This window comes from Pseudovibrio sp. Ad5, assembly GCF_001623095.1.
Taxonomy (GTDB): Bacteria; Pseudomonadota; Alphaproteobacteria; order Rhizobiales; family Stappiaceae; genus Pseudovibrio.
Map to the genome: position 1 here is coordinate 251,395 of NZ_LMCH01000065.1, position 12,355 is coordinate 263,749.

Genomic DNA, 12,355 nt, shown 5'->3' on the forward strand with positions numbered 1-12,355 from the left:
CCTGTGTCGGCGCAACCTTACCTGATTCACTGATAGGAAGTTGGCGGTACATCAAATCCAGCCAGCAACCCCAAAAAAAAGGGCTACCCGATTAGGATAGCCCTTTTTGAATTTATAAATGTGACCTTAGTGGTCAACATCTCTCCAGATCTTACGCTTTGTAAAGTACAGCAGCGATGCGAACAGGATCAGGAATGCCATCACACCAAAGCCGATACGCTTGCGTGATTCCAGATGAGGCTCAGCAGTCCACATCAGGAATGCAGAAACGTCACGAGCATACTGATCAACAGTCATTGGAGAACCGTCGGAGTACTCAACCAGCTCATCAGACAGCGGAGGCGCCATTGCAAGCGTGGACCCTGAAATGAAGCCTGGATTGTAGTACTGACCTTCTGGAACCTCAACACCCTCAGGTGCCTCATGGTAGCCAGTTAGCAGGCCGTACAGGTAATCCGGGCCGTTTTCCTGATACTGCGTGGCAACATCAAGAACAAACCAAGGGAAACCACGAAGGGCAGCGCGCGCTTTTGCCATCAAAGAAAGGTCTGGTGGGTAAGCACCATTGTTAGAAGCACGTGCAGCTTGCTCGTTCGGGAATGGTGATGGAAATTTGTCGAACGGCTTACCGTCACGCTCAAACATTTCACCTTCACTGTCCGGGCCATCTTCGATGGAGTATTCAGCTGCAAGAGCCTTCACTTCATCAACAGAGAAACCTGGTCCGCCTTCCTCAGCAAGGTTACGGAATGCGACGTAGCTCAGTCCATGACAGGCAGAACAAACTTCCTGGTACACCTGGAAGCCGCGCTGCAGCTGCGCTTTGTCAAACTGACCGAATGGGCCAGCAAAAGACCAAGGCTGCTTTTCGACGTGAGGTCCTTCGCCAGCTGCAAGAGCCGGACCAGCTACAGCAAGACCTGCAACAACAGCCAGAGCACGAGCGCTTTTGAACATTAGATTTTTCATCTTTAAAATCCCCTGCCCTTAAGCCGCATCACTGGACTTACCCAGCACTGCATCGTTGATTGAGTCAGGAACTTTCCGAGGCGTTTCGATCAGTCCGAGAACTGGAAGAACGATCAGGAAGTGTGCGAAGTAGAGGACCGTAAAGAACTGGATCCAGGCAATGTATGGCTGCTCAGCAGGCTTAGATCCAAGCCACCCCAACATGATTGTGGTGAAGAAGAAGAGCCAGAAGAAGAACCGGTAAACAGGACGGTAATTCGCTGAACGAACTTTGGAAGTGTCAAGCCAAGGCAACACGAACAAGATCGCAATCGCACCACCCATGGCAATCACACCACCGAGCTTGGAAGGAATTGGACCAATATCGAAAGTGATCGCACGCAGGATCGCATAAAATGGCAGAAGGAACCATTCTGGAACGATGTGCGCTGGTGTCACCATTGGGTTCGCTGGAATGTAGTTATCAGCATGACCCAGATAGTTTGGCAGGTAGAACACGAACCAGGAGAACAGGATCATAAAGACAACGATCGCGAACAGATCCTTCAACGTGTAGTACGGATGGAATGGAACTGTGTCTTTATCGGACTTAGGATCAACACCAACTGGGTTGTTGTTACCAGCAACGTGGAACGCCCAGATGTGCAGCATCACAACGCCAAGGATCACGAACGGCAGCAGATAATGCAGTGAGAAGAAGCGGTTCAGTGTTGGGTTACCAACTGCGAAACCACCCCAGAGCCATGTGGTGATTGCTTCACCAACAACTGGAACTGCAGAAAACAGGTTCGTAATAACCGTTGCACCCCAAAGAGACATCTGGCCCCAAGGAAGCACGTAGCCCATGAATGCGGTAAGCACCATGAGGAAGAACAGCAACACACCCAGGATCCATGCAATTTCGCGCGGCTCTTTGTAAGAACCGTAGTACATACCGCGGAAGATGTGGATGTACACTGCGAAGAAGAACATGGATGCACCATTTGAGTGCAGATAACGCATCAACCATCCGTAGTTCACATCGCGCATGATGTGCTCAACGGATGCAAATGCGAGCGCATCATTCGGCGTGTAGTGCATTACCAGAACGATACCGGTAATGAGCTGAACAACGAGCACGAAAAATGCGATACCGCCGAAGGTCCACCAGTAGTTCAGGTTCTTCGGGGTAGGAAACGCAACAAAACTCCCATGTACAAGGGAGAGTACCGGCAAACGACGCTCAAGCCATTTGGCGCCAGCGTTTTGCGGTTCATAAGTAGAATGACCAGCCATAGCTGCCTCCTGAAAGGGCCTCGTCAGCCGATTACAACAACGTCGTCGCTGGAAAACTTGTAAGGCGGCACGAGCATGTTTTCTGGAGCCGGGCCTTTACGAATACGACCAGCAGTGTCGTAGTGGGAGCCGTGACATGGGCAGAACCAGCCGCCGTATTCACCAGCTTCACCAAGAGGCACACAGCCCAGGTGCGTACAAACGCCAACCATAACCAGCCAGGCTTCTTTACCTGTCGTAGCGCGGTTTGCGTCAGATGCGTCCGCACCATCTTCTAGGTTAGCATTACGTGCAAACTGGTCTGGCAGATCAGCAATAGGCACTTCTGTCGCTTCAGCGATCTCTTTTTCCGTACGTTGACGGATAAAGACCGGCTTACCACGCCAGGTCACAGTGATGGATTGCCCGACTTCAACCGCAGAAACATCAACTTCGATAGAAGCCAAAGCCAGTGCAGATGCATCGGGGTTCATCTGATGGATAAAGGGCCAAGCCAGAGCTCCCGCACCGACCGCGCCCACGGCACCGGTCGCGATGTAAAGAAAATCGCGGCGTGACGGTTCAGCCGTGTCCGTGTGTTCCAAGGTCGCGTCCTCTCGAAACAAAATTGAAAGAGAACACCTACGATCTCTTCTGTGAGGACAGGCCCGCAACCAGTCAAAACCGGTCACTGTCTATACACCGCAAAGAAGACATAGGTGAAAATGCGCTAAATACGCACTTATATTGACGGATGCTATCTGCCACCAATGGTCGCACTTGTCTAGACTGGTTAAAAATTTGCGGACTTATTGTCGCAGACAACTTGGGCATAAGAGGAAAAAAACGGGATCAATTGAGATTTTGACACGCAAATATGAGTCAAAAGTCGAGTGGTTCGGGGACCATAGGACGCAAACTCTCCCCGAACCACTTTTGGTTTAAACCGCTTGATTCCCTGTCAGGAATCCTTATTCGGCGGCAACTTGTGCAAGGAAACCGCCAGATTGGTGATTCCAGAGGTTTCCATAGATACCTTCGGATTTCAGAAGTTCCTCATGGGTACCCATCTCGACGATCTTGCCTTGATCCATGACAATGAGGCGATCCATTGCCGCAATTGTGGAAAGTCGGTGGGCAATTGCAATAACTGTCTTACCTTCCATCAATTCGAACAGGCTTTCCTGGATCGCAGCTTCCACTTCTGAGTCCAAAGCAGACGTTGCTTCGTCCAGAACAAGGATCGGAGCATCCTTCAGCAAGACGCGCGCGATAGCGACGCGCTGACGCTGACCGCCAGAGAGTTTCACACCGCGCTCGCCCACCAGAGTATCAAAGCCAGTCCGCCCTTCAGGGTCTTTCAGGCCATCAATAAACTCCAGAGCATGAGCCCGTCTCGCCGCTTCAGTTGCCTCTTCCAGTGTTGCGCCGTCTTTGCCGTAGGTGATGTTTTCCAGGATCGTCCGGTGCAGCAAAGACGTGTCCTGAGAAACCACACCAACATTCTGGCGCAGGCTCTCTTGCGTCACGCCGCGAATATCCTGACCATCAATGGCAATGCGTCCACCTTCCAGATCATGGAAGCGCAGCAGCAAGTTCATCAGGGTCGATTTACCCGCACCCGAGCGACCAACAATCCCGATTTTCTCACCCGGTTTAATGTTGAGCGACAGGTTCTCCAGAACGCCGCTGCCTTTGCCATAGTGGAACTTCACATCTTCAAAGCGAATTTCCGCGTCAGAAACAACAAGCGCTTTCGCATCTTGCTTATCAGTGACCTCAGTATGCCGGGACAACATGCCCAATCCGTCCTGAACCGTACCGATATTCTCAAACAGACCAGCAACTTCCCAAAGAATCCACTGAGACATACCCTGCAAACGCAAGGCCAGACCAATCGCAATCGCGATATCACCAGTCGTCACCAAAGCCCTCTGCCAAAGCCAGATGGACAGAGCGCCAAGAGACAACAAGAGCAGATTATTGATCAGCGTCAGGCAGATGTTCAGCTTTGTCACATTCCGCATCTGCTTATGCACGGTATCCATGAAAGTGCTCATGGAACCTTTGGCATAGTCTTCTTCACGCGATGCATGTGAAAACAGCTTTACGGTCGAGATATTCGTATAGGCATCAACGACATGACCAGTCATCACAGACCGGGCATCTGCTTGCTTCTTGGAAATACGCTTAAGCTTGGGAACAAAGACGTACATGACGAGGAAGTAGGAGAGCAACCAACCGATCATCGGCAATGCAAGACGCCAATCTGCGCTCACAAGCACAACAAGCGCAGCCAGGAAGTAAACAATTACATAGACAAATATATCGACAATACGCGTAATAACTTCCCGCACAGCAAGAGAAGTCTGCATCAGCTTGTTAGCAATGCGACCTGCAAAGTCATTATGGAAGAAAGTCAAACTCTGTCGAAGTAACTGTCGGTGCCCCTTCCACCTGATCAGCATTGGATAGTTACCAACCAATCCTTGATGGAAGAACATCTCCCACACTGCTGACATGATCGGCGAAATCACAAGAAGAACAACACCCATCCAGATCAGATGGCCCCAGTTGTCGGCAAAGAACGTTTCCGGGTCTTCGGTGCCTAACCAGTTCACCAAATCACCCATAAACGTAAAGATGACCACTTCAATTACTGCAATAGATGCAGCGAAAAAGGCGATCACAACAAGTAGTATTGAAACAGGCTTGGTATAATACCAAATAAACCCCCAAAACTTACTTGGAGGAGTCTCGATCTCTTCCATTTTGAATGGGTCAATAAGCTTCTCAAAATAAGAGAACATGACAAATCCCAATTAAGATATTTGGTTTGCAAGGTGCGCTACCACGTCAACATGGTAAGAGGATGACGGCTGCTTACTGCAGCCGCTCATCTCGATCGTAAGGATCCCGGTTATCTTTCGGAGAGCCGGAAAAAGTCCAGATAACACTGGCAATTCCAACCCCAACAGCAAAAGCTCCAACCAGGGTATCAATCAAACGTCCCTGAAACAGAGAGCCAGCCTCATTGATTCCGTTTGCTCTTACAATTTCTACCGTAGCCAACTCTGCGTAGAGCGTTGGAATAATTGTAAAAAATGCGATTCCGGCACTAATCATCAAGAACCAGAATGCGTGCCCAAGGCTTTGAGAAAATGTTCCTTTTTCAGAACCAGCCGAGCGCACATACCGGCCACCATCGACCGGAATTTGAGATGCAGAATCGTCACGGGACGCGATCTGCGCCCAGATAAATGACGTAATCATTGGAGATACTCCGACAACATATGCATGCAACCGCAGACGTAATACGTCCGTGAAGAGGGCTGCATTAAGAAAATACGAGCTAGAAAGTGTTGGAAATCCGCCTTCTAAGCGGAAACGGCGTAACCTGCGTTTTTGGCGGGATGCATAGCACATGCGCCAGTCGCTGGGAGAACATTTACGTTCACGAGCACAAATTCAGTAATCATGTATGTCTCCCTAGTTCCAACGTTAAAAAATAGCTGATCGGGCGATCAGCAACTCGGAGAGTCTCGTCAAGTAAGATGAGGGCTCTCGGCCGGTGCGAGATGCTTATACTCATAAAGGCGGAGACATGCCTAGCCCCAAAAAATACGGAAAACCACTTTAGGATGTGGTGTATCTTTTTCGCAACATATATCACGAATTCAGATAGAACCTCTTGATTTCCATTAGGTTTCACCCACCGGAACGCTCCACCTATCAACAAACTCTATGATTTTTCTGGAGATTTTCCTTGGGTTCCTCTAGATGCCCAAGAGATGCTTCCATAAGCCAATCTTTCAGGAAACAACGCGAGCACCCGACAACATGCCAGATATTGCCCTTTACCAGCCAGACATTCCGCAGAACACCGGGACCCTATTACGGCTGGCCGCTTGCATGGATGTGACGGTACACCTGATCGAACCGGCAGGCTTCCCCCTGTCTGATCATGCACTTAAACGGGCGGGTATGGATTACATCGAACGCGCCAAACTCCAACGCCATATGGATTGGGAGAGTTTTCGTGAATGGCAGTTAGCCGAAAAACGCCGACTTATCCTCATGACCACCAAAGGATCACGCCCTTATACGCAGTTCGCGTTCAAGAAAGAGGATCTGATCCTGATGGGCCGCGAAAGCTCGGGCGTGCCGGAAGATATCCATCAAGTTGCTGATGCAAGACTGCTGATTCCTATGAAGAACGGCATGCGCTCTCTCAACATGGCCGTTTCCACTGGCATGGTCCTGGGTGAAGCTCTTCGTCAAACAGATTGTTTTTGAATAAAACACAACCTAAACTAGTTGCGTTATTGAATGCGTTGCTTTGCGCGATTTAGGTTTTTATTGCGATGTTTGAGAGTCTTTCGAGAAAATTCGCTCATCTGTTTTGCTTTGCACTTTTGCTGTCAGTTCCACAGCCCACTTTCGCAGGAGCACCGGTCGAACCCGTCCTCCATGCCAACCTGCATGACGAAGCCGTCCTGAATCGATATCTCCACCTGCTGGACGAGATATACCCTTGTGATTGGCATGATGCACACACACGAAGCGGGTATAACCTCTACGACCTCGGCAACGGCATCGAGGTGCTCGAGTTCTCCTGCACCGTTGGCATGCACAATCTGGCGAACCTCTATATCCGTCGCACCAAAAACTCAAAACAGCCTGCAAAACTCGTCTCCCTCGATCGTCCTGAGGACCAGCCAGTCACCAGCCGGTACATTCTGTTCAACAGCTTTTGGGACCACAATCGCAGCGCTCTCACCAGCTTCACAGTGGATCGCGGCCTCTCTGATTGCGGCTCTTTTGAAATCCACCGCTTCACACCCAAAGGATATCTGGAACTCGTGGAGTATCGCGCCAAGCGGCAGTGTGACGGCAAATTCCGAGAGCCAACGAATTATCCGCTGATCTACCCGCCAAGATAAAAGCGACCGCAAGTCCATTAAAGCCCGAGGCTTCTTGGTAAGCACGATGAAACCAAGAGTTTTAGCGCAAGAGTAAGGCAGGCAAGGCATCTTCAAAGACACAGCCAGAAGACTAAAGCGTATCTCCGAAAAGTGGAAATCGGTTTTCGGATAAAGATACGCAAAAACAAAGGCTAAAGCAGTTCATATGTTTCAACTTAAATGCGAACTGCTTTAGGGTTGTCCAAAGAGGAAGATCGCCGTGTTCCAAACCTTGCCCCGAACATTCACAGCCTGCTTTGCAGCAACCGTTCTCTTCGAAACTCTACTGGCAAGCTCGTTACACGCCGAACCTGTCAAACCCGTCACACAGCACGATCCATCAATCCTGAACCGCTACATAAACATGCTGGATGCAGCCTATCCCTGTGATTGGAAAGACGCCTACGACCTGTCCGGCAACAATACACTGCAGTTCAGCAAGGACGTGAAGGTGCTGGAGTTCATGTGCGCCAACAACCTTTACAACATGGCCCACCTCTACATCCGTATAGATTCCCGCCAGCCCAACAACGCCAAGCTGCTGACCTTTGAACGCCCAAAACATGAAGGCAACGACAACCCTGACGTGGTCTTCAACGGTGTCTGGGACATCAAGACCGGAGATCTGACCAGCTTCACGGAAGGCCGCGGTCTTGGAGATTGTGGCACCTACGAGGTCCACAAGTTCACATCCGATGGCTACCCCCAACTGATGGAGTTCCGTGCCAAGCCCGAATGTGACGGCAACTACGTCCAGCCTGAAAAGTATCCGGTCATCCTCGACAGATCCAAATAGCTCCGTGCACCGTTCCGCCTCACCTGTACTTCTCAGTTGCGCTCCCTTACATAGAACAGCAAAGAACGCTTTGCGCTCAAGGAGGGACTATGAGCGAGACACAAAACACGCTTCCAGCAGATCTGGAAGACAAAAAACAAGAGGCATCCGCGTGGTTCAGCCAGCTGCGTGACAACATTTGCAATGCCTTTGAGCAGCTGGAAGTAGAAGTCGGGGAACTGGACGGCCCTCTCTCTGACCAGCCAGCGGGACGTTTCGAGCGGACCCCATGGGAACGTACAGACCACAGCGGCGGCCACGGCGGCGGCGGTGTCATGTCCCTGATGCATGGACGTGTGTTCGAGAAGGTTGGCGTACACGTCTCCAGCGTACACGGTGAGTTCTCGCCAGAGTTCCGCGACCAGATCCCCGGAGCCAGCGAAGACCCGCGTTTCTGGGCTTCCGGCATCTCCCTGATCGCCCATATGCACAATCCAAATGTACCAGCAGTGCATATGAACACCCGCATGGTCGTCACCACCAAGCAGTGGTTTGGTGGCGGAGCAGACCTGACACCTGTGCTCAGCGCACGCCGCACGCAGGAAGATCCGGACACTGTCGAATTTCATGAGGCCATGAAAGCAGCCTGTGCAGACCATCCGGGCGCAGATTACGAGCACTTCAAGAAGTGGTGTGACGAGTACTTCTACCTGCCTCACCGCAACGAAGCACGCGGCATCGGTGGCATTTTCTACGACCGCCACAACACCGGCGACTGGAATGCAGACCTTGCCCTCACCAAATCCGTCGGCAACGCCTTCCTCGACATCTATCCAAAGCTGATCCGCAAAAACTTCCTGACCCCATGGACGCTCGAACAACGTGAAGAACAGCTGGTCCGTCGTGGCCGTTACGTGGAGTTCAACCTCCTTTACGACCGCGGCACAATCTTCGGCCTCAAGACAGGCGGAAACGTCTCCTCCATCCTGTCCTCCATGCCACCCGTGGTAAAGTGGCCATAAGCCAGAAAAACGAAAGAAGCTCCCCAACCCACGTATTGGGGAGCTTCCTGTCTCTTTGGAAGTGAAAACCAGCTTAAGCGCTCGGCCTGACAATGAACGACATGGCAGAACTGCCAGTCTCACGTTCCAAACCTCTCCCCTTCAAACGCTTGATCAGATCACGCGCTTCCAGCGGTAGTTGCTGCTCCTGCCGTCTGTAATCAGAACAATCCCGATTACGATGCAAAAGCCCGAGACTAAACAGCTCACGCCTTAATAAAGCAGGGTCAGCAAAACAGTGTCCTTCCTTGAGCAGCATGTTGATCTCTTTCTCCCGAAGCGATGCACCAGCCGGAATAAGGGACCACAGCTGCCAAAGACAAAGCACCTGCACCTGCCGCCGTGACGGCCAGCTCACCAATCGCCCCAAATCATCAAACTGATTGAGGGCGCGCTCAACAAGCCGATGGTCTACCGTCTCGACAACCGGCTCTGTATCGAGGCGACGACCAGCAGAATGCGAAGCTCTTAGATGCTGGAAGTTCTGGAAACCCGCCGCTTTGGCGAGCATGTTCATCAACTCCACATGCGAGGGAGTATCACCGCGAGATTTCATCTGGCGGGCAACACTACGCGCAAACTTGGAGATATCAGGCGAACGAAGAGGGACTGGGACTCTCGACATTGAAAAATCCTCTCGAGCCGCATTACATTTTCGTGGTCGCTGGCTTGCGAAGCGGCATCGGACAAGAATGTCGATTGCTGTCGAAGTGAATGGCAGGTTTAGCTCCCCTTACGGGGCAGCGACGCCTTGGGAACTGCCGACCGATGATGACAATAAAAGCGCCAACCGCGAAATGTCAACACGCAGCAGTTTTGGGCGTCACCCATATCAACCACTCAGGCTACAGAACTCCGCAATGCATTTGCACGCCCGGCCTTCCGCAATCCCATCGCCACACAGCCGGCTATAATCGCGAAGGAAATCCACTGTGGCATATCCATCAGGTTACCCAACTGGGTGATGCCGTAGTAGATGAACAGTAGCGTGAACCCGCTATATTGCCCAATCACCACCCAGGCAACACCAGCGGCCAGTTCCTCTCTAAAGGCAGCTGCCAACAACAACACGCCGTTCACCAGCATCACCACAGTGATTCCATGCCAGACCACCGACAGCACCGCGATCACCACAGGATGAAGATCACTGCCCAGTACAGGATCGAGGATCTCTGGCCCACCCAGAAACACATGTACCAGCATCAATAGCAACGACAGGATACCAGAAGCCAAAAGCCACTTATTCATTGGAATTCCCTCATCTTTAATTCCATACGGCAGCGTATGTTAGCTTAATGCTGGACCCTGTCAATACGGTAGCGTATGGTAGCAAAATGACAGAGAAAACCAAACTCGCAGCAGTGGACTGGATCAAAGGTGGCTTTCGGTCCTTGGCAACCAAAGGGCCCCAAAGCCTGAAGGCAGAAGCGCTTGCCAGAACACTGAAGGTGAGCAAGGGCTCATTCTATTGGCATTTCAAGGATGTGGCTGCTTTGAAAAAAGCAATGCTGGACCATTGGGAGCAACTGGCCACACAACAAATCATCGCGCAAGTGGATGCAGGCAGCCCCGACCCCAAACAGCGTCTCTTTGATCTGATTGAGATCGCAGCACAGGAAGTCTCATTGGAGTATGGCGCAAACGGTGTTTCTGCCGCGATCCGCAACTGGGCACAGTTTGATGATCTCGCCGGCGCCTATATGAGTAAGATAGATCAGCGGCGTCTGGAATACGTCGAAAACCTGTTCTCACAAATCCCGCAGACCAAGAAGCATGCAAAGACCAACAGCCAGATCCTTTACGCAACGCTCATTGGGGCTCAACAGTTAGAGGAGGCAGACGCAAGAGCCTGCCTGAAACACGTGTTGGACATCATGATAGGCGGCAACCACCCTACCCAGGTCTGACCATCTTTTCTGGCCGGACAACACGGTCAAACTCCTCCGAAGACACATAGCCAAGACGAAGAGCCTCCTCCTTCAACGTTGTGCCGTTCTTATGCGCTGACTTGGCAATTTCGGTTGCTTTATCATAGCCAATGGTGGGCGCAAGCGCTGTCACCAACATCAAGGACCGCTCCAGCAGCTCTTCAATCCGCTCCATGTTTGGCTCAATGCCAACAACACAGCGGTCCGCAAAGCTCACCATACAATCTGCCAGAAGCTCAATGGATTGCAGCAGGCTGTTGGCAATCACAGGTTTGAACACATTCAGCTCAAAGTGCCCTGTCGATCCGCCCACACTCACAGCTGTCTGATTGCCCATCACCTGAGCGCAGACCATGGTCACCGCTTCACACTGGGTCGGGTTCACTTTACCCGGCATAATGGAAGAGCCCGGCTCGTTGGCTGGCAGGCTGATCTCACCAAGACCGGAACGCGGACCGGAGGCAAGGAAGCGAATGTCATTGGCAATCTTCATCAGCGAACAAGCCAGCGTGTTCAGCGCACCATGTGCAAACACAGCTGCATCATGCGTGGCCAATGCCTCAAATTTATTGACCGCCGTCACAAATGGCAGGCCTGTCACCTCACTCACGTGAGTAGCAAACGCACTGGCGAACTCCGGCGTTGAATTAAGCCCGGTTCCAACAGCTGTACCACCTTGCGCAAGGCGATAAAGCCCCACAAGGCTCTGCTCAATACGCTCCTTGGAATACTCCAGCTGCGCCACATAACCAGAAAACTCCTGCCCCAATGTCAAAGGCGTCGCATCCTGCGTGTGCGTCCGGCCAATTTTCACAATATCCGCAAAGGCCGCCACCTTGGCTTCCATGGTGTCGTGCAGATGTGTCAGGGCCGGCAGCAGTACCTTGTTGATCTCACAAGCTGCCGCGATGTGCATGGCCGTCGGGAAGGTGTCGTTGGAGGACTGCCCCATATTCACGTGATCGTTGGGGTGCACAGGAGACTTGGTGCCGATTTGACCGCCAAGCAACTCAATGGCACGGTTGGCAATCACCTCGTTGGTGTTCATGTTGGACTGCGTGCCAGACCCCGTCTGCCAGATCACCAGCGGGAAATGCGCGTCCAGCTTGCCGGAAATCACCTCGGTCGCTGCCTGACAAATGGCCTTGCCCAGATCTTCTGACAAACGCCCCTCTTCCATATTCACCCTGGCAGCAGCCAGCTTCACCGCACCTAACGCATGGATCAGCGCAGGCGGCAGATGCTCCCGGCCAATGGGAAAGTTGATCAGAGACCGTGCGGTTTGCGCGCCCCAATATTTGCCAATGGGAACATCCAGCACACCAAAACTATCGGATTCCTGCCGCATACCATCAGAATTTTGATCAGACATTGACACTTTCCTCTCAAGCGCAGTCCCGAAAA

13 protein-coding genes are annotated in these 12,355 nt (G+C 51.8%); 5 read left to right on the forward strand and 8 right to left on the reverse strand.

The features are described from left to right. Window positions 1-126: 126 nt before the first annotated feature. The 5 genes from PsAD5_RS24310 to PsAD5_RS24330 form a co-directional block, all read right to left on the reverse strand. Window positions 127-969, reverse strand: a complete 843-nt coding sequence (locus PsAD5_RS24310; RefSeq protein WP_057463602.1) for a cytochrome c1 — start codon at window positions 967-969, stop codon at window positions 127-129. Between the two features lie 18 nt (window positions 970-987). Continuing rightward, window positions 988-2,244: a cytochrome b gene (locus PsAD5_RS24315; protein WP_057463603.1), complete on the reverse strand. Its 1,257-nt coding sequence runs from the start codon at window positions 2,242-2,244 to the stop codon at window positions 988-990. A 23-nt stretch (window positions 2,245-2,267) separates the two neighbouring features. Next, window positions 2,268-2,828 (reverse strand): ubiquinol-cytochrome c reductase iron-sulfur subunit, encoded by a 561-nt coding sequence (petA, locus tag PsAD5_RS24320; protein ID WP_057463604.1) that lies wholly within the window; start codon window positions 2,826-2,828, stop codon window positions 2,268-2,270. 366 nt (window positions 2,829-3,194) lie between these two features. Further along, window positions 3,195-5,033: an ABC transporter ATP-binding protein gene (locus PsAD5_RS24325; protein WP_063293991.1), complete on the reverse strand. Its 1,839-nt coding sequence runs from the start codon at window positions 5,031-5,033 to the stop codon at window positions 3,195-3,197. A gap of 73 nt (window positions 5,034-5,106) precedes the next feature. Beyond that, window positions 5,107-5,496 (reverse strand): hypothetical protein, encoded by a 390-nt coding sequence (locus tag PsAD5_RS24330; protein WP_057463607.1) that lies wholly within the window; start codon window positions 5,494-5,496, stop codon window positions 5,107-5,109. Window positions 5,497-6,063: 567 nt separating this feature from the next. Here PsAD5_RS24330 and PsAD5_RS24335 point away from each other — a divergent pair. From PsAD5_RS24335 to hemF, 4 genes are all read left to right on the forward strand, one after another. After that, complete coding sequence (locus PsAD5_RS24335) at window positions 6,064-6,519, forward strand: tRNA (cytidine(34)-2'-O)-methyltransferase (protein WP_063290043.1); 456 nt, start codon at window positions 6,064-6,066, stop codon at window positions 6,517-6,519. Window positions 6,520-6,587: 68 nt separating this feature from the next. After that, window positions 6,588-7,166, forward strand: a complete 579-nt coding sequence (locus PsAD5_RS24340) for a DUF1176 domain-containing protein (RefSeq protein ID WP_063293992.1) — start codon at window positions 6,588-6,590, stop codon at window positions 7,164-7,166. 241 nt (window positions 7,167-7,407) lie between these two features. Continuing rightward, window positions 7,408-7,983, forward strand: coding sequence for a DUF1176 domain-containing protein (locus PsAD5_RS24345; protein ID WP_208986881.1), 576 nt, complete (start codon window positions 7,408-7,410; stop codon window positions 7,981-7,983). An 89-nt stretch (window positions 7,984-8,072) separates the two neighbouring features. After that, window positions 8,073-8,984, forward strand: a complete 912-nt coding sequence (gene hemF / locus PsAD5_RS24350) for an oxygen-dependent coproporphyrinogen oxidase (RefSeq protein WP_063290045.1) — start codon at window positions 8,073-8,075, stop codon at window positions 8,982-8,984. A 73-nt stretch (window positions 8,985-9,057) separates the two neighbouring features. Here hemF and PsAD5_RS24355 read toward each other — a convergent pair whose 3' ends face one another. Together PsAD5_RS24355 and PsAD5_RS24360 are read right to left on the reverse strand one after the other, a co-directional pair. Then, window positions 9,058-9,648 (reverse strand): DUF2087 domain-containing protein, encoded by a 591-nt coding sequence (locus PsAD5_RS24355; protein ID WP_208988799.1) that lies wholly within the window; start codon window positions 9,646-9,648, stop codon window positions 9,058-9,060. Between the two features lie 215 nt (window positions 9,649-9,863). Beyond that, the gene (locus PsAD5_RS24360) at window positions 9,864-10,271 is read right to left on the reverse strand and encodes a hypothetical protein (RefSeq protein ID WP_063293993.1); all 408 of its coding nucleotides are present in this window, start codon (window positions 10,269-10,271) and stop codon (window positions 9,864-9,866) included. An 86-nt stretch (window positions 10,272-10,357) separates the two neighbouring features. Here PsAD5_RS24360 and PsAD5_RS24365 point away from each other — a divergent pair, with 86 nt between their 5' ends. Continuing rightward, window positions 10,358-10,930, forward strand: a complete 573-nt coding sequence (locus PsAD5_RS24365; RefSeq protein ID WP_063294105.1) for a TetR/AcrR family transcriptional regulator — start codon at window positions 10,358-10,360, stop codon at window positions 10,928-10,930. Here the strand turns inward: PsAD5_RS24365 and fumC are convergent. Beyond that, window positions 10,917-12,323 carry a class II fumarate hydratase gene (gene fumC / locus PsAD5_RS24370; protein WP_063293994.1) on the reverse strand — a complete coding sequence of 469 codons (1,407 nt, stop codon included), beginning with the start codon at window positions 12,321-12,323 and terminating at the stop codon, window positions 10,917-10,919. The two genes, PsAD5_RS24365 and fumC, sit on opposite strands and share 14 nt — an antisense overlap. Window positions 12,324-12,355 lie beyond the last annotated feature (32 nt).

Excerpts from the sequence above, each read along its gene's own strand:
- PsAD5_RS24310 (WP_057463602.1), bottom strand. The coding sequence starts at position 969 with ATGAAAAATCTAATGTTCAAAAGCGCTCGTGCTCTGGCTGTTGTTGCA.
- PsAD5_RS24315 (WP_057463603.1), bottom strand. The coding sequence starts at position 2,244 with ATGGCTGGTCATTCTACTTATGAACCGCAAAACGCTGGCGCCAAATGG.
- PsAD5_RS24325 (WP_063293991.1), bottom strand. The coding sequence starts at position 5,033 with ATGTTCTCTTATTTTGAGAAGCTTATTGACCCATTCAAAATGGAAGAG.
- PsAD5_RS24330 (WP_057463607.1), bottom strand. The coding sequence starts at position 5,496 with ATGATTACGTCATTTATCTGGGCGCAGATCGCGTCCCGTGACGATTCT.
- PsAD5_RS24335 (WP_063290043.1), top strand. The coding sequence starts at position 6,064 with ATGCCAGATATTGCCCTTTACCAGCCAGACATTCCGCAGAACACCGGG.
- PsAD5_RS24340 (WP_063293992.1), top strand. The coding sequence starts at position 6,588 with ATGTTTGAGAGTCTTTCGAGAAAATTCGCTCATCTGTTTTGCTTTGCA.
- hemF (WP_063290045.1), top strand. The coding sequence starts at position 8,073 with ATGAGCGAGACACAAAACACGCTTCCAGCAGATCTGGAAGACAAAAAA.
- PsAD5_RS24355 (WP_208988799.1), bottom strand. The coding sequence starts at position 9,648 with ATGTCGAGAGTCCCAGTCCCTCTTCGTTCGCCTGATATCTCCAAGTTT.
- PsAD5_RS24360 (WP_063293993.1), bottom strand. The coding sequence starts at position 10,271 with ATGAATAAGTGGCTTTTGGCTTCTGGTATCCTGTCGTTGCTATTGATG.
- PsAD5_RS24365 (WP_063294105.1), top strand. The coding sequence starts at position 10,358 with ATGACAGAGAAAACCAAACTCGCAGCAGTGGACTGGATCAAAGGTGGC.
- fumC (WP_063293994.1), bottom strand. The coding sequence starts at position 12,323 with ATGTCTGATCAAAATTCTGATGGTATGCGGCAGGAATCCGATAGTTTT.